This is a genomic window from Enterobacter sp. MGH119 (assembly GCF_001037675.1).
Lineage (GTDB): Bacteria > Pseudomonadota > Gammaproteobacteria > Enterobacterales > Enterobacteriaceae > Enterobacter > Enterobacter hormaechei_C.
In genome coordinates this window covers 2,329,674-2,354,275 of record NZ_KQ089929.1, presented here as the reverse complement: position 1 = coordinate 2,354,275, position 24,602 = coordinate 2,329,674, and the positions used below count along the sequence as shown (strand labels likewise).

Below are 24,602 nucleotides of genomic sequence, written 5' to 3'. Positions count from 1 at the left end.
AAATGAAAGTAACCCCTCGGAATTTTAAAAAAATTAATCTGGCGTTCTGTGTCGCTGCTGCCTTAAGTGCATTTATGGCTAATCCCGCTTATTCAGCCGAAAAAGTGGAAAAGGCCATCGATTTACCGGTAGTGATTAAACCAGCGCCAAAAAATACGGCACCGCAGCCTTATCGTCCGGTAGCTGGCGTAACGCCTGAACTGGCGCAGGTTGTCGTCTATTATCCGCAGGGCACCGTTCCTGCGACAGTCTATGTGGACCGCGAGCTGCAGTCGGTGCTGTTGCCAGGCCAGTTTACCGTCCTGTGTGCCGCACCCGGTGCGCACACGGTGGAATCCTGGTTCAACGACCAGCCGACCTATCAGGGCAAACAAAACCCGCAGCAGCAGCTCAATACCGAAAGTGCTCAAACCTATTTTATTCAGGTGAACCCAGGCACTACGGGAAATACGGCGGCGCTGGAGGAACGCGCGCGCGCGGAATCACTTCTGAAAAATATGCATAAGCAGACCAGGATTATTAATCGAGCCTCGCAGGTCAAACCCTGTGATTACGTTAATAATACCGGCATAGTGCTTATTCAGGAGCAGGTACTGTTCCGCTTTGCCGCAAGCAACACGGCGGGCATTTTTGCGGAATCTCGCCAGAAGTTGGATGAGGTAGTGAAATTTATCCGCCAGGCGAATAACGTTCGTGAAATTCAGATTATTGGTTATACCGATGCGATTGGTAGCCGTGAAGCCAACCAGCGTCTCTCTGAAGCGCGTGCGAATACGGTTCGTTCGTTATTGATTGAGAAAGGTATTAAGCCAGAGCTTATTAATAACACAGTTGGACAGGGGGTAGCACAAACCGCTGAAGGTTGTGGAACCAGTGCCACCCAGCAAGCGGCGGGTTGTAACGTTAATAGCCGTCGTGTAGAAATTTTAGTGAAAAGCCACTAATTATGCCTAAAGAAAATACGGATCGCAGCGATGCTTTCCGTATTTTTTTGCAGAAGCGAGGAAGGGTTAACGGCGATTATGCACACTGGGGTTCGAAAGCAAGAGGGCTGGCGCTGCTGTAGTATTTTTTCTTCTCCCTGATAATCTCGTTCTCGATTGACTCCCGGATGATCTCGCCACAGGAATATATTTTTTTCAACGAGTTAAAACCCAGTTGCTTCATAATATTATTGGTATAGGTGTAGGTTGTTTTAGGTTTAATGTTGTGCACGAGGCTAATGTCATCAATGGTGTAACCCGCAATCATCAGCTTCAACACACAAAACTCCATATGCGTCAGTTCGATGTATTTGTTAACTACCTTGCTTTTGCTGGGGTGACGCTGGGCATGCATTTTTTTGATGATCTCATCGTTCGTAAGATTATTTATGTTTACAAGACGATGCCTGAAATGGGAACAAATGCAGGAAAACAGTGTGGGAAAAATATCCGAATGATAGGCGATAATAACTTCTGATATGGTTGCATTATGCGCTTTTTTTCGAAGAGAGATCAGCCAGTGGAAGTAAATGATATTACTGTATATCGAGTCAGGTAAAACTAAATATAGGGTAAAAAAAGAGCCCCTCCTGACCTCTTTAGTCCAGGAAAAAAGATTCTGTTGATTGTCAAAAGAGATGACTTTCTCTTTCCTGAATGTTTCTGAAAGCAAATGATGTAGACCGATATTGCTAAACTGACATCGTGATAAAATAACTTTAGACGTATCCATTGGTATTCCTTTGGTTAACTTGAATGGAAGGAGTCCATCTTCGTAATGTTGCATACCGACAGACAGGTACTACGGTATGAATATATTTATATTTTACACGACATGAATAAACTATTAATTAAGAACACTCCTTCAGTAAATGGGAATTGTTAACCTCGCAGGAATGTAATTTCACGCTGACATTAATGTAAGAAAGCGATGTTTTCAACCAGGAATAATCCACATATCCAGGACAGGCAAAACATGTGATGGTTATAATTTTATAAATAATGGCTTGCTGGATTTCTTCCTTACGGGAAGCATGTCGTTTGGCCGATTAATTAAAGAGAGTGTCGTTGTACAGGGATGACATTGTGAAAAGCATGAAAAAAATCGCGGTTCTGTTTATTTTAAGTTCTACCTTACTTCTTGCCGGCTGCCAGATCGCGCCGGGCAGCCATATCGATACTTCCGGAAAAAAAGTGGTTCATTCGCAGGAGAATAAGCAGAGCGAGCTGGATATTCATGTTTATCCCGTCACACCTGCGCTGATAGCGCAGCTGCGGGAAAACGTGGCTGTTGCCCAGGGCAATGCAGAGCTAAACAAGCGCCTGGAGGCGTATGAATACCGTATTGGTGTTGGCGACATTATTATGGTGACCGTTTGGGAACATCCGGAACTCACCACTCCATCAGGACAGTATCGAAGCGCCAGCGATACGGGAAACTGGGTACATTCAGACGGAACTATTTTTTATCCCTACATCGGGAAAGTTGTCGTGAAAGATAAAACGGTGACGGAAGTCAGAGAGATGATTACCGGGCATCTGGCGAAATATATTGAGTCTCCTCAGGTGGAAGTGGGGATTGCTGCGTTCCGTTCACAGAAGGTCACGGTATCGGGTGAGGTAAACCAGTCTGGCCAGCAGCCTATTACTAACGTGCCGCTGACGATTATTGATGCAGTAAACCAGGCCGGTGGCCTGACGGAAAATGCCGACTGGAGCAATGTGGTATTAACCCAGGGGGGCAAAAAGTCGACAATTTCGCTTCAGGCCCTCATGCAGTATGGCGATTTACAGCAGAATAAATTGCTTTATCCGGGCGATATTCTCTATGTCCCACGCAATGACGATTTAAAAGTGTTTGTCATGGGGGATGTTGTTAAGCAGAGCACCATGAAAATGGATCGCTCAGGCATGACGCTGACGGAAGCGCTGGGGAATGCTGAGGGGATGAATCAGCTAACCAGCGATGCCAGTGGGATATTCGTGATCCGTTCTGAGGCCAAATCAGAAGACGTAAACGAGAAACGTGCGGCGATCTACCAGCTCGACGCGCGAGATGCTACTGCACTGGTACTTGGAACAGAATTTAAGCTCAAGCCTTACGACATTGTCTATGTGACATCCGCACCAGTTGCGCGCTGGAACAGGGTCATTAACCAGCTAATGCCGACCATTACGGGTATCTACAGCCTGACGGAAACGACTCGCTTTGTGAGAAACTGGGGAAATTAATCGTGAAGGGGCACTATAACGCCATCCTGGTGGTTTGCACGGGCAATATATGTCGTTCTCCGGCGGGAGAACGAATATTGCGTTCCTGCTTGCCGGAAATGACGGTGGACTCCGCCGGGATTTCAGCACTATCGGGTGAATGTGCCGATCCCGTTATTCTGCAAACCGCCCGGAATTATGGATTTTCTCTGGAAGGGCATATCGCACGTCAGCTCACCCCAGCGATGTGCCGTGAGTACGATCTTATCCTGACGATGGAGAAGAATCATATTGAAGCGGTAACCCGGATGGCCATGGAGGCCAGGGGGAAAACGTTTTTATTCGGCTACTGGCTTCAGCAGCTCGAAATTGCCGACCCGTACCGCCGGGGACGTGAAATATCAGATTTGATTTTTAAACAACTTTTATCCTCTGCTGAAGAATGGGTAAAGGTTTTTCAGCAGATTGAATAAGTAAGGCTGATTACCGTATGAATAACAGATACGTTAGCAACGATCCTCCCGATTATCTCCAGCGCGGGGAGGAGATTGATCTTGTCCATACCCTCAAGGTTTTATTTTATAGCAAAGTGTGGATAGCGGCCACGACTCTCCTGTTTATTGTGTGCGGCATTATTATTGCTAACACTTTGACGCCCATTTACAAAAGTGATGCGTTAATTCAGGTTGAGAAAAACCCTTCTCTGGGAATATTAAGCAAGCTGTCCCCTGTGCTACCTGAGGGGGCAGGGGTAAGTTCTGAATCAGAAGTGTCGTTAATAAAATCACGCCTGGTGATTGGAAAAACGGTGCGCGATTTAGGGCTGGATATCGTCACGACTGAAAAAACCTATCCTGTAGCCAACGGCCTATTGCAACGTCTGTTCGGTCATCAACCGGCGAAAATTGCGATTGCCTATCTTTCCGTACCGGAACCGTATATCAATCAGCCCCTGAAGCTGGACATGGTTCAGTCTGGAGGCTTCGTATTATATATCGGAGAGTCCATTGTTGAGGGCAAAGTCGGTGTGCCTGTCCACACTGACGACGTTGATTTCCTGATTGACAGCGCTCAGCTCACTGAAAATACTTCATTTATTATTATAAAGCGCAACGAGTATTCTGTCATCGAAGAAATAAAGGAGAGACTCTCCATTGATACCAAATCGGGTGGGAACGGCATGTTACATTTGAGCATGACTGGCCCCGAACCGGTGATTATCAGCAAAATACTCGATAATATAGCACATAACTATCTGGCTCAGGACGTTGCGCGGAAGTCAGAAGAGGCCAGTAAAAGCCTGGCTTTTTTAAATAAACAGTTACTGCAAATCAAAAGTAATTTGATAGAGGCTGAAAGTAAACTTAATGAATTTCGGAAGAATAATGAGTCTGTTGACTTATCATTAGAAGCGAAATTTATTCTGGATAATGTTGTTGCTATTGACACTCAACTTAATGAACTGACGTTCAAGGAAGCAGAAATCTCCAAGCTGTATAAACGAACGCACCCTGCGTATAAAGCATTGTCAGAGAAAAAAGCGATTCTTGTTGCAGAAAAAGAGAAGCTCAACCAGCGAATTAGCGCGATGCCCAGCACGCAGCAAGAGATCCTGAGTATGACCCGCGATGTGCAGATGGGTAATGACATTTATCTGGTTTTACTGAATAAACAGCATGAATTAAATATCAGTAAGGCCAGTACGCTGGGCAACGTGCGTATTATCGATCGCGCGGTAACGCAGCTGAAGCCGGTCAAACCTAAAAAGCTGCTGATTGTTATTCTGTCAGCCATGCTCGGTTTCCTTTTCTCATCGGGGATCATCCTTGTTCGCAACATGCTGATAAAAGGGATCAGGCAGCCGGCGGAACTTGAGATGCGCGATATTCCAGTGTATGCGGTTGTTCCCCTCGCTCCGGAGTTGACGAAGCGCAGACGGTGCCGTGCGATCCCGACGTATCAGTCTGATGAGCTGCTGGCAAATTCAGCCCCAACGTCGCTTGCGATAGAGGCGCTGAGAGGGCTTCGTACCAGTCTCCATTTCGCCATGCTTAAAGCCGGTAATAACATATTAATGATCTCCGGCACCTCTCCTGGGGTAGGGAAGTCATTTGTCTGCTCCAACCTGGCTGTCCTGATGGCTCAGGCGGGAACACGGGCATTGTTGATTGACTGCGATTTACGCAGAGGATATTTGCATCGCATTTTCTCAAAGACCGAGAGCAGAGCCGGCCTGGCTGATTTCTTAACGGAAGGCGGCAATATCGAAAGCGTTATTCAGAAAACCGAATATTCAGGAGTGGATTTTATCGGCCGCGGGCGCATGGTCACTCACCCGGCGGAACTCATCATGACGGATAATTTTGCAGAGTTGATAAGGGCATGCTCAACGTTGTACGACGTGGTAATCGTTGATACCCCTCCCATCCTGAGCGTAACGGACGCAGCGATTATAGGAAGATATGCATCGACTTCCCTGATGGTGGTGCGGTTCGAACAAAACTCGATAAAAGAAGTGGAGGCGGGACTGCGCCGCTTTGAACAAAATGATGTTGCCATTCAGGGTACGATATTTAACGGTGTAGAAAAAAGGGCTGCTGAGTCTTACACCTATGGTGATTATTCTTATCAGGATTAGCGCATTGTTTTTAATAAAGGATGAGTCATTAAGGCAACAGGAAGTCTACTATTCCTAATGTCAAATGACTTGTTCCTAATCAAAAGTGCCGAATAAGTGGTGCAGTCTGAATGCCATTCCAGATCAAAAATGACAAAATTAATCTTAATTACGCGCTTGAGTCTAAATTAACGAAAAGGTAGGGAACCCCAGGAGGTCAATGATCATAGGAAGTGAAGATTTTATTTAGAGTGGCGAAATTATAATTCCTAGAGAATGTAATGATTCCGTAATAAAGAGTAGGTAATAATGAAAAGTAATAAGAATAATGTCTTTCAATTAGAACTGAAGTGGCACCCTGTTGCCGCTTCAGTTCTGCTCGCTCTGCCGTTTGTTGCGCACACTGCAGAGATCAGCATGAAGAACGGTGTCGTTTCTTCTGTCGGCAACGTGCCTGTTATCAACATTAATAAAGCCAACGATAAGGGGCTTTCACATAATGTGTATGACAAGCTAAACGTAGATAAGAACGGTCTTATCTTTAATAACAGCGTTGGGGGTGCGAATACAACCCTGGCGGGCCAGATTCAGGGGAACAGCAACCTGACCTCCGGTGCAGCAAAAGTTATTCTGAACGAAGTCACTTCTAAAAATGCCTCTGCAATTAACGGCATGATGGAAGTTGCGGGTGATAAAGCCGATTTAATCATTGCCAACCCGAACGGAATTACCGTTAACGGCGGTGGTTCTATTAACACCAGTAAGCTGACCCTGACTACCGGTACGCCAGATATTCAGAACGATGCGTTAGCCGGTTATTCTGTGAATGGTGGAACCATTACGCTGGGTAAACTGAACAACTCCAGCCCGACCGAAATTCTGTCCCGCAACGTTGTGGTGAACGGTAAAGTCACCGCCAACGAGCTGAACGTTGTTGCCGGCAATAACTACGTTGATGCAGCAGGCCAGGTGACCGGTTCGGTAACGGCCGCCGGAACGCGCAATGCTAACAGCATTGACGTTGCTGCTCTGGGCGGTATGTATGCCAATAAAATTAACCTCATCAGCACCGAGAGCGGTGTGGGCGCGCGTAACCAGGGCGTTATTGCTGGCGGCATCGGCGGCGTAAATATTGACGCTAACGGTCAGCTGCTGAACAACAATGCGCGCATTGAATCCTCTGGTCAGATCAATATTAAAACCAAGGGTGCACTGAACAACACCACCGGGGATATTACTTCCGTCGGTACCATTGCGCTGGACACCAATAAAAATAGCCTCAACAACAGCCGTTCGGGCAATATTTCGACCATGGCAGACCTCTATGTAAATAGCGGTGCTATCGACAATACCAACGGAAAGATTGCGGCTGCAGGCATGCTGGCGGTAGATACCAATAACAATACCTTAACCAACTATGGAAAAGGTGTTGCTGTAGGGATTGAAGCAGGAATTGTTGCGTTAAAAACCGGCACCCTGAATAACAGCAACGGTCAGATCCTCGGCGGATACGTTGGCCTTGAGTCTGCTTCGGTAAATAACAACAGCGGTATGGTTGACTCTCTGGGCGATGTGAACGTCGTCAGCGGCGGTAACGTTGATAACAACCGCGGCATGCTCCGTTCTGCCGGTGGTTTCACCAAGATTGCAGCCAAAGGTACCGTTAATAACGGTTCAACCAAAACGGCAGATACCGCCAGCGATGACTCTTTGGGCATTATTGCCGAGAAGGGCGTGCAGATTGCAGCGAACAGCATCAACAACAACGGTGGGCAGATGGCGTCGAATGGCGATATCTCCCTGGAAAGCGCCGGCGCTATTGATAACTACTCTGGCAAGCTTAACTCCAACAGCAAAGTGATTGCTAAAGCGGCCTCCCTGCGTAACGACAACGGCGGTGTTGCAGGCCGTACCGGCGTGAGCGCGGCGGTTGGCGGCAATATCACCAACTACATCGGCGTCTTCAGCTCTGAAGAAGGTGATGTTGCCCTGGCGTCGAATGCCCTGAACAACCGCGGTGGCTTCATTATGGGACAGAACGTCTCCATTAATACCAACGCTGGTGTGAACAACAACACGGCATTTATTGTAGCCAATAAGGTTCTGTCCGTAACGGCCGGCGACAATATTGAAAACCGCTACGCTGATGATTTCGGCACTGCCTTCGGTACCTACTTCGGTATGCCGCAGCAAAATGGTGGAATGGTCGGCAAGCAGGGCGTTTCGCTGTCTGGCAACTACATCTACAACAGCCAAAGCCGTATCGTTTCGGAGGACGGTCCGCTCACAATTCTGGCGAAAGGTACCATCGACAACAGCCGCGCGTTACTGGTGAGCGGTGGAGATGCAACCATCAAAGCTGGCGGTACGTTGAACAACAACTACTCGACCATCTACAGCATGGGTAATATGGCGATCGACGCCAACAGCCTGAGCAACTACAGCGATGGCGCGCTCGAAGATAACGATGCAACGGGCGTTATTGCGGCTGATAAAAACCTGACCATGAACGTGAAGGGCAGCCTGACCAACTACGGCTGGATCAGCAGTCTGGGTGATGCCATCGTCAACATTCTGAACGGCTCTTTCACTAACCGTAATACCGTTTCTGCCGAGAAATCACTGACGGTTTCCGCGCTGACCGGTATCGACAACCTGAAAGATATCGCTGCTGGCGAGCATCTGGTGGTGAACAGCCAGCGTGGCGTGACCAACAGCTCCAACAGCAACATGGTTGGCGATAAGGTTACGATCTCCGCGGGCTATGACATCAATAACCGTGGGAATATCGTTGCTGACAGCAGCCTGGCAATGAGCGCGAAAGGCAATATCTATAACGATCTGAATATGATCAGCTATGGCGATGCGACCTTAAGTGCCAATACCATTGATAACAACTCGCGCAAAATCAAAGCGGTCGGTGATTTAACGCTGACTGCCGCAGGGAATGTTAACAACAGCCGCGGTGAAATCAGCGCTGAGGCTGGCGACGTGACCATTACTGCTGGTGGTACGGTTGATAACTACTACGGTCAGATCCTGTCCGGTAGCGACATTGCCCTGAAAGCCAACCGACTGAACAACGATTACGGTCAGGTTGCCGCCTACGGCAATATCGATCTGGCTCTGACGGGTAATTTCGACAGCAACCGTGGCTCTGTCCTTTCTCAGACTGGTGACATCAAACTGGCTGCCAACACCGTTGACAACAATAACGGTTTGATTGCTGGTAAGAACGTTACCGTCGATGCAAAAGGCACCGTGTACAACAACACCGCCATGATCGTAGCTGATAAGAAGCTCTCTGTTACTGCGGCAGGGAATATTGAAAACCGTGACGGTAACAACTTTGTTCGTAATCACGGCGAAACCTTCGGTGTGACGGGCGATGTTGGCGGCATGATTGGTCGTCAAGGCGCGTCGCTTTCCGGTCAGAACGTCTACAACAACAACAGCAGCATCATCGCGGATGAAGGTGCGCTGAGCGTACTGTCTAATGGGACGCTGGATAATACGCGTGCAATGCTGGTGAGCGGCGCGGATGCCGTCATCAAAGCAGCGGGAACGTTCTATAACAACTATGCAACCACCTGGAGTGCGGGCAACCTTGACGTCACCGCAGGTACGCTGAATAACTACAGCGACGGCAGCATGGAGAACAACACCGCGACCGGCGTTATCGCGTCAGATAAGACTCTGAATCTGACCGTTGATAACAACGTCACCAACTATGGCTGGATCAGCGGTAAAGGCGATCTGAACTTCAACGTCCTGAAAGGTGCACTGACTAACCGCAATGCCATCTCTTCAGGTAATGCACTGGCAATTAATGCCGCAAACGGTGTTGAGAACTATAAAGACATCGTAGGCGTCACCAGCGTAAAAATTGATACTCAGCGTCATGTCACCAATAACGCCAACAGCAATATCCTCGCGCAGAATATCGCGATTAATGCCGGTACCGACATTAACAACCGCGGTAATATCGTGAGCGATTATACCCTGCTGGTGAAAACGGCAGGCAATATTTATAACTACCTGAATATGGTGAGTTATGGTGTTGCCGGTATCACCGTCAACAACTTGACTAACAGCGGTAGCAGCGCCGTGTTCGGCGGTCTGTCTGGTATGGAACTTAATGCAAATAAAGTCACTAATACCGGCGACGTTGTAGGTCTGTAATTTATAAGGTGTAACAAAAGGCAGCAGCTATCGCCTGATAGCGCAAAGTCAGAACGAGACCCTGCTGCCTTTTTTTCTGAGAAAGTTAATGGAATCGCGATTTAAATTTTTACCGCTATTGTTGCTGTTGAGTTTTCACGCCTTCGCTGAAGATGGCATAAACAATCTTATCAAACAGCAGCAAAATGCCGATCTGAATACTTTCAAAGAGCAAAAGGTTTATCGGCAGGACGTTTATTCCAGCACCGAGCGTAAAGTATTCAGGCTGAATGATTTACCGCAAGAAGAGAACTGCTTTACGATTACGTCGCTCGTTCTTAAAAATGATTTTCTACAGCGTAAGACCGACAGGGCCATTAAAAAAGAGATCCTGGGCCGCTGTGTAGGCAGTATTGGCGTGGTAAAAATTGCCGCGGCGCTGCAGGACTTTTATATTGATGCGGGTTACATCACGACCCGAATTACGATCCCAACGCAAAACATTTCGTCCGGCACGCTGAAGCTTGACGTGAGCGCAGGGAAAATTGAAAAGATTATTGTCGACAGTAGCGACATTAATCCGTGGATGCTGCCTTTTGCGAAAGAAGACATCCTGAATATTCGCGATATCGAGCAAGGGCTGGAAAACCTCCAGCAGGAGCCGGGCGTTGACGTCAAAATCAACATCGAACCGGGTACAAGGCAGGGCTATAGCACGATTCACATCCGCACCAACCGCGTGAAAAACTGGAGCGTGCGCGCGAGCTATAACAACTGGGGGGTTAAAGAGACGGGGCAATACCTGACCTCTGCGGTGGGCTACCTGTATAACATCGCCCGGTTCAGTGACCTGTTTTATCTGGCGGGAACAAAAAGCACAAACGGCCGCTATGAAAGTGTGAGTGGTTACTACGCGCTGCCGGTAGGCTACTGGAACTATTCTCTGTTCTACAGCACCAGCAGGTCGCGTCAGACCATACCGCTTTTCTACACCAGCGTAGACTATGCGGGTAAAAGCGATTACGCAAACGTCAAAGCATCGCGCACGCTGTATCGGGATAAAACCCGTAAGGTGAGCGGCAGTGCAGAGCTGATACGCCGGAAATCAGGCTATACCGTTGATGGCGAAGCGCTGGTCTTACAGAAGCGTGATATGGATAACGTTAAGGTTGGCGTTAACTATAAGCAACAGTTAGTGAATGCTCACTGGGACTCCTCACTCTCCTGGCAGCGTTTTTTAACCTGGTTCGGGGCAGAACATACGCCCGATATGGTCTACGGCGACGTCAGTCCCGTTAGCCAGCTGGTGAACGTTGAAAGCAACTACACCCGCCAGCTCGGCAGCAGCGTGTATAGCGCCTTTTTTTTGGCGCAATACGCACCGCGTGAGCTGACGCTTCAGGATCAGATGACGATAGGCGATCGCTGGAGCGTGCGCGGGTTTGAAAACAGCGTTGGCCTTACCGGAAACAGCGGATACTTTCTGCAAAATACGTTTTATCATCCGGTGCGTGGAATTGACGCTAATTATTATTTAGGCGTTGACGCGGGTCACATAAGACGAGACAGCCAGTATGGCCAGGAAATTATCATCGGCAGCACGCTCGGTATTCAGGGGAACGTGAAGAGCCTGGCATATGATTCGTCCATCTCAATGCCGATAAAATTCCCCGGCAGCATGGACGTGAACAAATTTAATTTTAATCTGAATATTTCTTATCAGCTCTGAACAGGGAAGCATGACACATGCGTATCGGCACGGACATCGTGGAGGTTTCGCGAATAAAGCGGGCGATAACAAACTGGCAAAATGATTTTTTACAGCGCGTCTTTACCCAGCAGGAAAATATAAAAATTAACCGGGAAGATCCGAACTATGAACGCGCCTCGGGCTTCTGGGCGGCAAAAGAGGCGATGGTTAAAGCGCTTGGTTGTGGATATCGCGACGGGATTACGTTTAAAGATATTGAAATTAGCCATGACGAACTGGGCTGCCCCCATTTCATTTTTTCCGGGCGAGTCAAAGAGATGCTTGACGACAAGCAGCTCAAGAATGCCTTGCTCAGTATTTCGCATTGTCAGAATTATGCGACTGCCGTTGTCATACTTTATTAACCTAATTATTTGTGAATATTATGTATCAATATAACGATCTGAAGGCAAAGACGGTTCTGGTTACCGGAGCCAGCGGTGATATTGGTCTGGCGATCTGTGCGAAGTTTCTCGATCAGGACTGCGATGTGTATGCGCTGTACAAATCGAATGCCGTGCAGTTAACGGAGCTGAAAGAGACGCATCCTGCCGGGAACAAGCTGTCGATTATTCAGTGCGATCTTGCCGATCCGCAGAGCGTTTCTGCGCTCTGTGCTCATCTGACGCAAGCTGCCGGAAAGCTGGACGTGCTGGTCAACAATGCCGGCATTGTCAAAGACAGCCTCTTCGCCTCGATGAGCTTTGATGATTTTAGTCAGGTAGTAGACACCAACCTGTTCAGTATTTTCCGCCTGACCAAAGAGGCACTAATGCTGCTGTGTTCGGCGGAAAGCCCGGCCATCATCAACGTGGCGTCCATTGCGGCCATTATCCCAAGCGTCGGGCAGGCGAACTACAGTGCCTCAAAAGGGGCGATCCTCGGATTTACCCGTACGCTGGCAGCCGAGCTGGCGCCGTACGGCGTGCGCGTTAACGCCATTGCGCCGGGAATGATTGAATCCAAAATGGTCAAAAAAGTTTCCCGCACGGTAGTGCGCGGCGTTACCGCGTCTATTCCATTGCGCCGGCTGGGTAAATGCGACGAGGTGGCGAACACCGTCGTTTACTTAGGATCGACAGCGTCCAGTTACATTGTGGGCCAAACCATCGTTATCGATGGCGGCCTGGTGATGCGGTGAGTTATGTCTAAATACGTTATCCCCTCGAAGATCTTTCTGGAAATGGGCGGCTGGCGTCAGCCGCTGCTGATGGTCGACAGAATTGATGACTTCAAATACGGCGAAAATGGCTTTGTGAAGGTGACGAAGCACATCACCTATAACGAACCTTATCTGCTCGGGCACTTCCCGGACGATCCGATCATGCCCGGGGTGATTATTTCTGAAATCTTTGGGCAGGCCAGCGAATACCTCTCGTTCCTCACCGATATCTGCGACATCTACGGCGAGACGTACGGTGGCGAACTCAAATCGTTACGCGATATCCATGCGCTCATTCAGCGTGATGAAATGCGGGAGATCATCCGCACCCGCCGCGCGCAGGTGCGCGGCGTACTGGCTGCCCAGAATTTAAAATTTAAGGATATTGCCTACCCTGGCGACTCGATTGAAGTCACCAGCAAGCTGGCATTTTCTGATGCTCATGGCTTTAAGCACTACTCCGTGACGGCAAACGTCGGAAAGCGATTAATCAGCCACGGCACAATTATTAATTACCGCGAAAGTAAGTAAACCCCTGAGAGAGTTAATACCATGTCTACAATGAAAAACGAAATTGACCAGCGCAAGGATGTGCTGATAACAATTAAAACTGAGATTATTCAGCGTTTGAATATTCAGCGCGATGAATCTCAAATTGATGATGATACTGCCCTGTTTGGTAATGGCTTAAAACTGGATTCCGTTGATGCAACGGAAATCGTGGTCATGCTGGATAAAGTTTTCGATATTAAAGTCAGCGAAAGCGACGATACTTCTTATATGAGAAGTATCAACAATCTGGCAACATTTATCATCCAGAAGAAAAAAGCGTAATTCACCATTGCGAATAACAGGATCCCGTTATGACGTCTCTTTATGATTTTCATTTGAAAAACAATGCGAAAATGGGCATTTATAACAATGCCAACGTGCCTTCTGCCTACCACGACCCGATGGTGGAATATAAAGCCGTGCGTGAAAATGCTCTGCTGGTGGACTATTCCCACATGTCCATCGTCAGCGTGATGGGCGATGATGCCTGGGCTCTGGTGAATTACTATGTCTCTGCGGACGTTTCTATTATCCGTGACGAGCAGGGGATTTACTCTCTGGTACTGAATGAAGACGGTACCGTGCGCGGTGACGTGTATGTCCTTTGCGCTTCAGACGGCTACTACATCATGTCTGAAAACATTCCGGCAGCGGAAATTATCGCTGGCCTGAATGCCCTTCTGGTAAAAGCGGACGAACTGGATATTCAGGAAACCCCGGACATTGCTGATATGCGCGAGCAGAACTGGGGGGCCATCATGGTTGAAGGGCCATACTCCTGGGAACTGATGTCTGAGATCCACGGTTTCGACGTTATCGGCCTGCCTTACTATGAGTATATGAATACCGACGACGAGCTGATGGTATTCCGCTGCGGCAAGCACGGCGAGTTCGCCTATATGGTTGTGGGCCAGCAGGAACAGCTGCTGGAGCAGTGGCAGCAGCTGCTGGAGCGGGGGGATAAATATCAGCTGAAGACCGGCGGTCTGGACTACCAGAAAATCGTGCGTATCGAAAACCCTGGCTGGGACGAGGCGCTGTGGGCTGGCTACCGCCTCAACCCGGTAGAGCTCCAGATGCAGTGGGCCGTACAGTACGACAAAGAAGGCTTTGTGGGTAAAGAGGCAGCGGAAGCGTTGTCCCATAGCGAAGGCTCTCGCAAGGTAATCGGCATGATTGTCGAAGGGGAATGTGCGGGTATTGCCTCAGGCGACAGCGTACTGGTTGACGGTCAGGAAGTCGGTAAAGTGGCGAAGGCTATTTTCTCTCCAGCCCTGCAGTGCGTTATTGCGCTGGCACTGATTGAGAATGAATTTGCCTGGTCTGATATTAGCGGCTTTGATATTCAAACCGCTTCTGAAAACGTCGCCGCGAAAACCAAAGGGATGCCTTTCATCTATAACCTGAGCATGCTGGTTAATCCGACCGAGAACAGCTTTGTTGATGCATCTAAAGCAAAAAGCGCGCTGTAGTTAATTATTCACTGAAACAGTGAGGGAGAATCGTGGATTAATTAATGCCACGGCTCCTCTCATGCTGTTACTTGTCTGTACACGGTGGTACATAGTTATGAAGACAAACCGGAAACGCGTTGTTATTACCGGGATTGGGATCCTCTCCTCGCTGGCGGATAACCTGCAGGATTTCAGAGACGCATTATTAAATAAAAAAAATGGCGTGACCGACAGCGTGCGTTTTTCAAAATGGTTTGAAAACGCCAGAGCGGCTGAAGTTTTGCATGATATTGATTATTCAGAATTGGCTGATGATGTGATTGCATCTCTGGATAATGCTGCACTCTGGGCCTACAAGGTCGGAAAAGATGCGCTGAACCAGGCGGGCTTGGCCGAAAATAAGGCTCACCTGAAAGACACCGGCCTGATTGTGGGCGTTTCTTCCGCCGGCACCGAGGCGTTCTTACCGCTGTTCGAACAACGTATGGAAGATTTCTCCCTGCGTAAAGCCTTATTCTCAGGCGGTTTCTCTTCCTGCTGTTCCAGCGTTTCTACGCTGCTCGGGCTGCAGGGCGGGGTTGAGCTGGTGGCGACCGCCTGTACGGCCAGCCCGAATGCGGTCGGGATGGCGTTTGACTATATCCAGAACGGCAAAAGCAAAACGATGCTGGCCGTTGGGACAGAGCCAATCTACCTGCCAACCTTCGCTGGGTTTTACGCCCTCAACGTGATGCATCCCGAAGCCTGCACGCCGTTTTCCGGCAACTCCGGCATGTCGATTGGCGAAGGCGCGGGTGCCGTGGTGCTGGAAGAATATGAGCACGCCGTTGCGCGCGGTGCCACCATTTACGGTGAAATTCTCTCCTATGCCACCTCCTGCGATGCGTTCCATGAAACCGGACCGGATCCGCGCGCCAGCGGCGCTGTGCAGGTAATGCATAAGGCGATGGAAAACGCGGGCGTCACCCCAGAGCAGATTGAGTACGTCAACGCCCACGGTACCGGCACTGAAGCGAACGACCGCATCGAAACGCTGGCGATGAAAAAGGTGTTCGCTAACAACGAAAAGCTGCTGGTTAGCTCTACCAAGTCTTACTTCGGCCACAACATCGGTGCGGCGGGGATCGTCGAACTGATCGCCTGCCTGGTTACGCTACCGGATAACCGCGTGCTGCCGACGCTGAACTTCAATAACGCGCGTCCTAACTGCGATCTGGACTACGTGCCGAACGACTTCCGCGATCGGAAAATCAACCTCTTCATGAAGAACAATTATGCGTTCGGCGGTAATAACTGCAGCATGATTATCAGCATGGATCCGTGTTCCGTTCCGGTCAGCGTCTACGACGAAAAGCGCGTCGCGATCTCCGGTCTCGGTGCCGTCTCCGCGATTGGCCACACCGTTAACGAGATCCTCGACAACGTCTGGAAGCAAAGCCAAAGCGTAGAGCTGGGGGGCGTCACCTTCCCGGAAGACACGCTGGAAGAAGCGAAAGAGCTGCTGGATGTTCTCGAAACGACCCGTCAGTTTGAGAACCTGTTCGGTGAAGCGTTTAGCGATCTCACGGCAACCCGTCCGGAAGCGAACGAGCACTTCAAAACCTTCCAGGTCACCGGCCTTGAGCCGCGTAAACATCTGCGTCGCTTCGATCCGCGAAAAGCCACCCGTGGCGGTACGTTTGCGCTAATCGCGTTGTCCGAAGCGCTGGAGCAGGCGAAGCGTAAAATTAAACGTGATGGCGATGCGCTGGGTATGGTGATGGGAATGTCCAGCGGCCCGCAGGAAACCACCTACAAATATCTGCAAAGCCTGAAGCCCGATCCGCGCAAGGTCAGAACCTCTGAATTCCCGGGCTCGCTGATGAACTCTATCCCAACGTTCTGCGGCATTTCCGAAGGGATCAAGGGCTATACCACCACGCTGGCGACCGGGGAAAACGCGGCACTCGGCGCATTAACCTACGGCTACGAAATTGTGCGTCAGGATCTGCAGCCGCAGGTGCTGGTGGGCGGTGCGGACGAGTATTTCCCCTCAATGTCTCTCTACATGGATGCGGTCACCCGGAAGCTCCATATGACCTCTGACGCGCGGGATTATCACATCTACGGTAACGATCCGAAGGGTTATATCCCAGGCGAAGGTGCGTGCATGCTGCTGCTGGAAGATCCGCAGCGCGCGGCGGAGCGCGGCGCCGAGGTGCTGGCAGAAGTGGTTGGTTACGGCAAATCCTGTAGCAATAGCTATTTTGACGCCTCACAGCAGGGCGAGAAATCTGCCTCTATGGCGCTGGCCATCGCCCGCGCGCTGAAGGATGCCGGCATGACGGCGCAGGAGATCGACCTGGTCTGCGGCACCAGCAAAGGCAGCGATGAAAGTTCACGCATTGAAATCGATGCGATCGCTGAAGCCTTCGCGCAGGCAAAACCGGACGTGCCTGTGGTGAACTATAACGCCTGCTTTGGTTTTGTCGCGTCTGCTGCCGGGCTGCTTAACCTGGCGGTCATCATTGACTGTATTAAGAAGCAGGCGGTTCCCGCTATTCCTCATACCGTTGAGTTCTTCGATAAGCGAATTAACTTCGTTCGTGAACCGTTGAAATTGGCCCTTAAGCACGTGCTGCTGGTGGGCGCGACGGAAGGCGGCAACTACTACGCGTTTGTGATTAAAGGATAATATTGTGGATAATGCCGCTATTATTTCGGGGTTCAGTTCCTGCCTGCCGTTTGCCGAAGACAGCCTTCAGCTTATGCAAAACCTGAAGCTGGGCAAACGCGTTGAAAGAAAGCCCTGGTTTAAATCCGACGACGAGGCAATTAAGTGTGGGTTCGATGGCAATAAGCATATTGCCACGCTGGATCATACGGATGATAGCGCATTAGATCTGCTTTATCGTCTGATTGACGATGCACTCGCCCAGGCCGGGCTGGATGTCCAGTGGCTGGGCGGGTGTAACGCTCGCGTTTATTTAACCGGCATCGGCCCTCGGGTCGATGGTATGGCCTTCAAGAATTTTTATAACAAAAATGATGTTGAAGATATTTATCTTTCAAAATCATTAATGACGCTGCACGTCGACAATATGTCGCAGGACAAGATTGCAGGACATATTGCGCGTAAATATCACCTGCAGTATCTCCCCCCCAATATGAACTGCACCAGTAATTCAGCGATGACGGCGATGCATTTAGGCTGTCAGGCCATCGAGCATGGCGGCGTTGATATTGTGCTGGTGGTGAATTGCTCAAAAATTAAAACCCAGGATATCTGGTTCCTCGATACCCAATCGATGCTGGATACGCACCTGGTTCAGCCTTTCGGTGAGAACAGTAAAGGTGTTCTTTTTGCGGAAGGATACAGCGCGATTCTGCTCGAAAATGCGCGTCACCGCCGCGCAAGGAAGGCAGGCTCCGGCGTGCGGCTGCAAACCACCTACACGCAGATTAGCGCCGGAAGAAGCAATGACAGCTCATGGCTCAGCACCAATATCCTGAAGGTGATGCAGGCTGCGATGAAAAAAGCGGACCTGAGTGCGGAAGAACTGTGCGCAATCATGCCGCACGGTAACGGCTCATCCATCAGTGACAAAGCGGAAGCTAAAGCAATAGCGGTCTTCGCTGAGGAAAATACCATTCCGGTTCTCGCCTACAAAGGCCAGATTGGCTATACCGCCACCGGTTCAGGAATTGTCGATTTAATTATTGGACACCATACGTTATCGCAGCAAGAGCTTATTTCCCCGGTGGGGAATGACACCATTATTGAAAGCGTTGCGCAGCATGTCCTTATTGACCAGGGCATTATTGGGCACCACAAAAAACATCTTCTTAAAGTCGGCGTTGGCGTGGATGGTTCAATCATTGGTGCCGTGATGTCTGATATTCACCGGGGCCTTTGAAGGAGCGTGGAGAGCCATATGTATTTATCCTCATTTTCGCTTGTTGAGCCGGAAGATAAATTTTATTTCTATCAACCCAGCTGGTTAAACGCCTGGGAAGCACATTTATTTAATAAGGCGCTTAAATCTACCCACGCCAATGGATGGGGATTAAAACGTTTTGGTACGCAGCCGGACCTCTACCCGGGAGAGATGATCCGTAACCCTCACTATCAAAAATATCTTGAGGCGATGGAGAAGGCGGCTGATGACGCGCTGATGGCGCTGCCGACCAAAGAGCGTATGAAGCTATTAAAGCAGCGTACGGCATTTATCTACGTCGATTCCTGGGGCGAATCCGGGCCGTTTGAGAATATTTCCAGCGCGTTGCACATATCAACGATCGATACGCTGCCGAAAAACCTGGTCAAGAAATTCTCGGTTAACGCACCTACGTTCAAGCTGCGAAGCGAGAAGCAATCTTTCGTGCAGGCCATCGCTCTGGCGAACGATTACCTGAGCTGGGATGTTTTTGATTTTGTGGTGATTTGTACGGCTTACCGGGCGATCCCCATCCTGGTGTTTTCTGATGAAGATATTTCCCTAAAGTGGGGGGAGAAACGCAGGGACAAGGCCGAAGACGTGAATTTAACGGTTGAACGCGCCGGATGTTTCATCTTCAGCCAGCAGGAGAGCGCTATTCGGGTGAAGGGGGGGCAATACGTCATGGCCGATGCCATCGAGCACACCCAGGTTCCTGAACAGATTGCGTTTTCGGGCCTGCGCAAAGACCTGCTGTTTCGCTCGGCGCTGCCCGCGAATAACACGCTGGATCTGGTTGATCTCTACGGTGCCAGCGGCTGCCTGACTCCAGCGTTAAGTTTCGCCTGGCTCAAACAACATGCTGATTTTTCGGGGCGATTAAGAACCATCGTTCCCGACAAGCAGTTTGGCTACAGCTATTTCGACATTGAATATTGCAAGGAATAACGACATCTCCATGAGCGGAATAATTAAAGAACTCCCAATGATATCGTTGAACAATATCTATAAGAGTTATGGCTCGGGCGAAGGCAAAGTCGATGCCCTGAAAAATATCAATCTGGAAATAGAAAAAGGTGAATTTCTGGCGCTTTGCGGCCCGTCCGGCAGCGGTAAAAGTACCTTGTTAAATATCCTCTCGGGAATTGATAAACCCACCGTGGGAACGGTGATGTTTCTGAAAAAATTACTCAACCATCTGCCGGAAGAACAGCTCGCGGCGATCCGCGGTAGACACCTGGGTTTTATTTTTCAGTTTTTCAATCTGATACCCGTATTGAGCGTATTCGATAACGTCTTTTTCCCGCTGGTGTTAAACGGCCATGTCGGAAAAAAAGAAGCCAGAGAGCGGGCGCTGCATTTTATTGAGAGCGTGGGGCTTGCGGGATTTACCGAACGTAAACCGGGCCAGCTTTCGGGCGGGCAGCAGCAGCGCGTGGCCATCGCCCGGGCGCTGGCACACGACCCGCAGGTTGTCATTGCCGATGAACCGACCGGAAATCTCGATCTGGTCACCGGGGAAGCCATTCTGGATCTCCTGCTGAAAATTAATCAGGAGACACGCACCACTTTTATTATTTCCACGCACTCCAGCCAGCTTAAAGAGCGTGCACGGCGCGTGGTTGAAATTAAGGACGGAGTTTTAGTTCATGATTCACAAACGTAATTTTTTCCTTCTCTGCTGGTTTCTGCTGTGCCTGGCCTATGCCGGAAACATCAAAGCTGCACCGGCACCGGTAGCCGAGCACGTCATAAAAAGCGGTTTCCCGATGGAGGCAGACATGCTCGCCGAGATGACGCAGTCGCTCTTCAAGGAATACAAAGCCAACGACAATCCTCTGTCTCTGGTTTTCTATGCCTACGGTACGCTGCGTCAGGCCGACTATTTCCTTAAAACCAATGACTTTATTCGGGCATCTGAGTTCGGCAAAACGGGCTTTTTCTACCTGGATGAGGCGGTCGATCTCTATGCAGAGAACCCGCTGGTGCGCTACATGCGCGCGCGAGTCGATGCGTATTTGCCTGCGGCTATCGGACGCTGTGTGGTGACGTTAAACGATACGGAACAGATGCTGAAAACCCCTGGCATATTCAATGCCGGTTTAGTGGAACACATTAACGAAATGCGCTATCGCGCGCTGTTGAGTTGTAAACGCAAGAAGCAGGCGGACGCGTTACTGGCTGAAATAGAGCTGCGTAATGCCAGTACCGCATCGTCTCTGGCATCGGGCAATGCGCCAGAGTGGGATATCAACGAAGTGACAGAAGTCCTGTTACCGCTGGTGAAAGGGAAATAAATGTCCGGGGAAATGGTGTTCGCGATAAGCGTTGTTGTGTTGATCCTGCTTTTTGTCCTCTGGTGTGTATTATTTCGTTCGCGGGACGTAAAGTTTGCTTTCTTAAATCTGTTTCGCCACAAAAGGCGCTCGTTTTCAACGATTGCCGCCATTATGTTAGGTGGCGTGTCGATTTTTCTGTACGGCGGTTTTATTGATTACTCCTTTTGGATCCTGAAAGAGCAAACCATCCGTACTAACATTGGTCATGTTCAGATTTATAATAAAAACTATTTCGAAACATCCAATAAAAACAAAAGTCTGATCGAAGATTACCCGGCATTAAAGAAAGCGATCCTCAACGATCCGACTCTGGCCGAGAGTATCTCGACGCTCTCCGGCCAGCTGGAGTTCACCGGTGTTATTTCGCAGTATGATAGCGAAACCTCCAGCTATTTCTCCGCGCTGGGCGTAGAGCCGCTGCCGGCACTGAAGCTGGGCTCGTTTGATAAATTAATCATCGGCAGCGATCTGTCCCGCATCCGTACGGATGAAATCACGCTTGGGAGCGGGCTGGCGAAAACGCTCAATGCCCACTATGACGACTGGCTGGACGTGCTGGTGGTCAACACGCAGGGCGGACAGGGCGCGCTGTCAATGAAGCTTCGCGGCATCTTTGAATCGGGCATCAAAGATTACGATGACGTAGCGATGAAAATTCCGCTGGATACTGCGCAACGTATTATGGGCACCGCTAGCGTGAGTAAGGTGCTGATCCTGTTAAAAGAGGACGATACTGCCGCGTTCACGGCGAAACTGCGTCAATTTATTGCCGACCACAAATTACCGTTAATCGTCAAAGACTGGAAAGAGGCCTCGATATTTTATCAGCAGGTCGAGGGGCTTTTATCAGGGATCTACTTCTTCATTAAGCTCATCGTTGGTCTGATTGTCATCTTTATGATCGGTAACTCGATGACGATGAATATTATCGAGCGCACCCGGGAAATTACCACGCTCAGGGCGATTGGCCTGAAGCCGCTACACGTGACTCGCCTGTTTTTGCTGGAGGGCATTTTCATCGGCATTATCGGCGCGTTGGGCAGCCTGGCGATTGGTTATGCCATTGCTGCCGTGATTAACCTCTACGGTATCGCGATGCCGCCGTCGCCAGGGCAATCGCAGGGCTACACGGCATTTATCAAAACCGACAGCGCCGCGCTTAACTGGATAACCCTGGTATTGCCGATCCTGGCCGCGACGGGAGCTTCAGTACTGCCCGCGCTGCGTGCTTCACGTCTCAATATTTCGGATGCATTTAAATTCTCGTAAGGAAACGATATGAAAGTTCGTGTTATTGCTCATCTCCTGATGGGGGCGTGCCTCTTTTCAGCAGCGGCTTATTCTGCCGCGGCTGACGAACGCGCGCTGGAAATTATTCGCCGTGCGGATGAAGTCCGTTCGCCAAATAAGCCGTTTCGCTACACCCTCACTATTCATGAATTTAAAGCGGGCGCCACACGGCCCGAAAATAAACAGGTGCTGGATATTTCCATGCGCTTTATGAAACCAGAGGGGGAAATCAAAGCGGATGCCCGCTCCCTGGCGCGCTTTGTTTATCCCCCGCGCGACAAGGGCAAAGTGCTGCTCTCAGACTGGTACGATCTATGGTTCTACACCCCTGAACTGCGCCGTCCGGTTCCCGTCTCACGCCAGCAGCGGCTGATTGGGCAAATATCCAATGGCGACGTGATTGTCACCAACTTTGAATATGCCTACGACGCCTCGCTTAAGGGAGAAACTGCCTGCGGTGAGGCGCGGTGTTACGTGCTGGAGCTGGTCCGCAAATCTGCGGAGGTCACCTGGCCGAAGGTGATGTATTACGTCGAAAGCATGGGAGATAACCGTCCGTATAAGGCGGCCTATTTCTCTCTGGATAATAAGTTAATTAAAGAAGTTTTATATCAGGATTTCCAAATGGTATTAGGCAAGATGCGGCCGATGAAAATTACAGTGAAAGAGGTGCGTCACGGTAACAGTTATTCCGTCATGGAGTACAGCGACGTCCGTCTGGAGTCGTTACCTGAATCGGCGTTCACTCGCGAGTCTATTCAGCGAGGTGTGAAATGAAGCGCACGTTGACCGGATTAACCCTCGTGCTTTCTGCTCTGCCGGTAAGCGTGTTTGCTGACTGCCTCTCGGGTAATGACGTCGCAAAAAACACGTCCGTGACGTTATATGAGCAGGTGTCCGCCGTTAAAAAACAGATTTCAGACTGGCGAATCAATGGTCGAAACCCATATACCAGACACAATATCTATAACGATGCCGGAGTGAATGTTTCAAGTCGCTGCTCGTTGATTGATAATGCGCTTGATCTGGACTTTTCCGTCTATGGGCTGACCTGGTACACGCCGCGCAAGCTCGGGGCATTTGAAGAGGACGATCGCCGCTCGCGTCTGCTAATTGAGCGGCTCAAGCTTGCCTATACCGTGTCGGACAGCCTGCAGCTTGAGGTTGGCAAACTCCAGGCCAGGCAAGGGCTCTTCTTCCTGCGCTCGCCTTCCGATCTCACGCCGCATTATTACGACGGAGCAAAACCAACGCGGATTTACGATCCCGAGCTCCGTACGGCTTATCAGTCCTCTTCATGGGCGGCAACGCTGTCGATGGACAACCGGGATGAGTCGTTCTCGCTGACGGTGATTCCGAAGCTGGCCTCAATTGATAAATATTATCTGACCTCCGGAAACTGGTCTGCAAACCAGCGCGGCAACAGCAGTGAGTCATGGCTGCTGGGCTATACCTCTCACGCCTTCCGTGACCATACGCCGGGTATGCGCGTTCTGATGGGCGATTCGCATTCGGTTGCGCTTTCAGACAGTTACCACTACACCCCGCAGCTCACCATCAGTGCCGAAGTGGCGTGGCATGCGGAGCAGCGCTGGCGCCATCTGTCGGACGAAAAAACTGCTGAGCTGGCGCGATATGAATTCCCCGACTCGCTGTATGAAACAGAGGATAAACTGGGCGTGGAGGTGGCCGTTGGTGCGCAATACACCTCCGATACCTTCAACGTGTTTGGACTGGAATATTACTACCAGAGCGAAGGCTATTCGCGCTCTGAGTGGAATAAACAGCGTGACCTGATGACCTTTTTGAACACCGCGACAGGCTATGCGCCGCTCGACAGGGCATTTGATTCCTACAAGTACCTGATGGCCTCCGAGATAAGCAATACGGGCAATAAAGGCATGCTGCAGGGGAAACACTATCTCAACGCCTGGTCCAGCGTGCAGTTCACGCATCAGATCGCCGCGCAACCCTATTTGATCCTCAACCTGATGGATCAAAGCACCCTGACGGGGCTACACCTCAGCGCACCGCTGACCTTTATTGATGACCAGCTGGAGGCCTATACCGGCGTCTATTCAGCACTGGGTAGCGCAAATTCTGAGTTTGCCTTCTTCGGCGATGTCGCCGGTGGCTATGTTGGCTTTAAGTATTATTTATAAGGAA

General features: G+C 50.0%; 20 protein-coding genes. 19 read left to right on the top strand and 1 reads right to left on the bottom strand.

Translation table 11 applies throughout. From position 1 onward, the window contains the following. Positions 1-74 precede the first annotated feature (74 nt). Positions 75-944 carry an OmpA family protein gene (locus tag SK53_RS11245; protein WP_226880227.1) on the top strand — a complete coding sequence of 290 codons (870 nt, stop codon included), beginning with the start codon at positions 75-77 and terminating at the stop codon, positions 942-944. 76 nt (positions 945-1,020) lie between these two features. Here SK53_RS11245 and SK53_RS11240 read toward each other — a convergent pair whose 3' ends face one another. Further along, positions 1,021-1,716 (bottom strand): helix-turn-helix transcriptional regulator, encoded by a 696-nt coding sequence (locus SK53_RS11240; protein ID WP_023315445.1) that lies wholly within the window; start codon positions 1,714-1,716, stop codon positions 1,021-1,023. 362 nt (positions 1,717-2,078) lie between these two features. Here SK53_RS11240 and SK53_RS11235 point away from each other — a divergent pair, with 362 nt between their 5' ends. From SK53_RS11235 to SK53_RS11150, 18 genes are all read left to right on the top strand, one after another. Then, a complete protein-coding gene (locus SK53_RS11235) occupies positions 2,079-3,215 on the top strand; it encodes a polysaccharide export protein (protein ID WP_023315446.1) in 1,137 nt (378 codons plus the stop codon). 2 nt (positions 3,216-3,217) lie between these two features. Continuing rightward, entirely contained in the window at positions 3,218-3,667 is a 450-nt protein-coding gene (locus SK53_RS11230; RefSeq protein ID WP_023315447.1) for an arsenate reductase/protein-tyrosine-phosphatase family protein, read from the top strand. A gap of 17 nt (positions 3,668-3,684) precedes the next feature. Further along, positions 3,685-5,832 carry a polysaccharide biosynthesis tyrosine autokinase gene (locus SK53_RS11225; RefSeq protein ID WP_048209355.1) on the top strand — a complete coding sequence of 716 codons (2,148 nt, stop codon included), beginning with the start codon at positions 3,685-3,687 and terminating at the stop codon, positions 5,830-5,832. Positions 5,833-6,120: 288 nt separating this feature from the next. Next, entirely contained in the window at positions 6,121-9,993 is a 3,873-nt protein-coding gene (locus SK53_RS11220) for a two-partner secretion domain-containing protein (protein ID WP_156174854.1), read from the top strand. Between the two features lie 88 nt (positions 9,994-10,081). Then, entirely contained in the window at positions 10,082-11,701 is a 1,620-nt protein-coding gene (locus SK53_RS11215; RefSeq protein WP_023315450.1) for a ShlB/FhaC/HecB family hemolysin secretion/activation protein, read from the top strand. A gap of 17 nt (positions 11,702-11,718) precedes the next feature. Continuing rightward, positions 11,719-12,087: a holo-ACP synthase gene (gene acpS / locus SK53_RS11210; RefSeq protein ID WP_048209353.1), complete on the top strand. Its 369-nt coding sequence runs from the start codon at positions 11,719-11,721 to the stop codon at positions 12,085-12,087. Positions 12,088-12,107: 20 nt separating this feature from the next. Continuing rightward, positions 12,108-12,863, top strand: a complete 756-nt coding sequence (locus SK53_RS11205) for an SDR family oxidoreductase (protein ID WP_048209351.1) — start codon at positions 12,108-12,110, stop codon at positions 12,861-12,863. Between the two features lie 3 nt (positions 12,864-12,866). Further along, positions 12,867-13,415 (top strand): 3-hydroxyacyl-ACP dehydratase FabZ family protein, encoded by a 549-nt coding sequence (locus SK53_RS11200; RefSeq protein ID WP_023315453.1) that lies wholly within the window; start codon positions 12,867-12,869, stop codon positions 13,413-13,415. A 21-nt stretch (positions 13,416-13,436) separates the two neighbouring features. Further along, positions 13,437-13,718 (top strand): acyl carrier protein, encoded by a 282-nt coding sequence (locus tag SK53_RS11195; protein ID WP_048209350.1) that lies wholly within the window; start codon positions 13,437-13,439, stop codon positions 13,716-13,718. Between the two features lie 29 nt (positions 13,719-13,747). Further along, the gene (locus tag SK53_RS11190; RefSeq protein ID WP_032608593.1) at positions 13,748-14,908 is read left to right on the top strand and encodes an aminomethyltransferase family protein; all 1,161 of its coding nucleotides are present in this window, start codon (positions 13,748-13,750) and stop codon (positions 14,906-14,908) included. A 97-nt stretch (positions 14,909-15,005) separates the two neighbouring features. Further along, positions 15,006-17,564: a beta-ketoacyl-[acyl-carrier-protein] synthase family protein gene (locus SK53_RS11185; protein WP_048209348.1), complete on the top strand. Its 2,559-nt coding sequence runs from the start codon at positions 15,006-15,008 to the stop codon at positions 17,562-17,564. A gap of 4 nt (positions 17,565-17,568) precedes the next feature. Next, positions 17,569-18,786, top strand: a complete 1,218-nt coding sequence (locus tag SK53_RS11180; protein WP_048209346.1) for a beta-ketoacyl synthase — start codon at positions 17,569-17,571, stop codon at positions 18,784-18,786. An 18-nt stretch (positions 18,787-18,804) separates the two neighbouring features. After that, positions 18,805-19,755, top strand: coding sequence for a hypothetical protein (locus SK53_RS11175; RefSeq protein WP_048209344.1), 951 nt, complete (start codon positions 18,805-18,807; stop codon positions 19,753-19,755). A 10-nt stretch (positions 19,756-19,765) separates the two neighbouring features. Beyond that, positions 19,766-20,473, top strand: a complete 708-nt coding sequence (locus SK53_RS11170) for an ABC transporter ATP-binding protein (protein ID WP_023315459.1) — start codon at positions 19,766-19,768, stop codon at positions 20,471-20,473. After that, positions 20,457-21,104: a hypothetical protein gene (locus tag SK53_RS11165; RefSeq protein ID WP_023315460.1), complete on the top strand. Its 648-nt coding sequence runs from the start codon at positions 20,457-20,459 to the stop codon at positions 21,102-21,104. Before SK53_RS11170 ends, SK53_RS11165 begins: the two co-directional genes overlap by 17 nt. Continuing rightward, complete coding sequence (locus SK53_RS11160; protein ID WP_048209342.1) at positions 21,105-22,415, top strand: ABC transporter permease; 1,311 nt, start codon at positions 21,105-21,107, stop codon at positions 22,413-22,415. It begins immediately after the preceding gene. Between the two features lie 39 nt (positions 22,416-22,454). Continuing rightward, positions 22,455-23,213 (top strand): outer membrane lipoprotein-sorting protein, encoded by a 759-nt coding sequence (locus tag SK53_RS11155; protein ID WP_032628354.1) that lies wholly within the window; start codon positions 22,455-22,457, stop codon positions 23,211-23,213. Further along, complete coding sequence (locus SK53_RS11150; protein ID WP_048209340.1) at positions 23,210-24,598, top strand: hypothetical protein; 1,389 nt, start codon at positions 23,210-23,212, stop codon at positions 24,596-24,598. The genes SK53_RS11155 and SK53_RS11150 overlap by 4 nt, the downstream gene beginning before the upstream one ends. The last annotated feature ends 4 nt before the right edge of the window (positions 24,599-24,602 follow it).

Excerpts from the sequence above, each read along its gene's own strand:
- SK53_RS11245 (WP_226880227.1), top strand. The coding sequence starts at position 75 with ATGGCTAATCCCGCTTATTCAGCCGAAAAAGTGGAAAAGGCCATCGAT.
- SK53_RS11240 (WP_023315445.1), bottom strand. The coding sequence starts at position 1,716 with ATGGATACGTCTAAAGTTATTTTATCACGATGTCAGTTTAGCAATATC.
- SK53_RS11235 (WP_023315446.1), top strand. The coding sequence starts at position 2,079 with ATGAAAAAAATCGCGGTTCTGTTTATTTTAAGTTCTACCTTACTTCTT.
- SK53_RS11225 (WP_048209355.1), top strand. The coding sequence starts at position 3,685 with ATGAATAACAGATACGTTAGCAACGATCCTCCCGATTATCTCCAGCGC.
- SK53_RS11220 (WP_156174854.1), top strand. The coding sequence starts at position 6,121 with ATGAAAAGTAATAAGAATAATGTCTTTCAATTAGAACTGAAGTGGCAC.
- SK53_RS11215 (WP_023315450.1), top strand. The coding sequence starts at position 10,082 with ATGGAATCGCGATTTAAATTTTTACCGCTATTGTTGCTGTTGAGTTTT.
- acpS (WP_048209353.1), top strand. The coding sequence starts at position 11,719 with ATGCGTATCGGCACGGACATCGTGGAGGTTTCGCGAATAAAGCGGGCG.
- SK53_RS11205 (WP_048209351.1), top strand. The coding sequence starts at position 12,108 with ATGTATCAATATAACGATCTGAAGGCAAAGACGGTTCTGGTTACCGGA.
- SK53_RS11200 (WP_023315453.1), top strand. The coding sequence starts at position 12,867 with ATGTCTAAATACGTTATCCCCTCGAAGATCTTTCTGGAAATGGGCGGC.
- SK53_RS11195 (WP_048209350.1), top strand. The coding sequence starts at position 13,437 with ATGTCTACAATGAAAAACGAAATTGACCAGCGCAAGGATGTGCTGATA.
- SK53_RS11190 (WP_032608593.1), top strand. The coding sequence starts at position 13,748 with ATGACGTCTCTTTATGATTTTCATTTGAAAAACAATGCGAAAATGGGC.
- SK53_RS11185 (WP_048209348.1), top strand. The coding sequence starts at position 15,006 with ATGAAGACAAACCGGAAACGCGTTGTTATTACCGGGATTGGGATCCTC.
- SK53_RS11175 (WP_048209344.1), top strand. The coding sequence starts at position 18,805 with ATGTATTTATCCTCATTTTCGCTTGTTGAGCCGGAAGATAAATTTTAT.
- SK53_RS11170 (WP_023315459.1), top strand. The coding sequence starts at position 19,766 with ATGAGCGGAATAATTAAAGAACTCCCAATGATATCGTTGAACAATATC.
- SK53_RS11165 (WP_023315460.1), top strand. The coding sequence starts at position 20,457 with ATGATTCACAAACGTAATTTTTTCCTTCTCTGCTGGTTTCTGCTGTGC.
- SK53_RS11160 (WP_048209342.1), top strand. The coding sequence starts at position 21,105 with ATGTCCGGGGAAATGGTGTTCGCGATAAGCGTTGTTGTGTTGATCCTG.
- SK53_RS11155 (WP_032628354.1), top strand. The coding sequence starts at position 22,455 with ATGGGGGCGTGCCTCTTTTCAGCAGCGGCTTATTCTGCCGCGGCTGAC.
- SK53_RS11150 (WP_048209340.1), top strand. The coding sequence starts at position 23,210 with ATGAAGCGCACGTTGACCGGATTAACCCTCGTGCTTTCTGCTCTGCCG.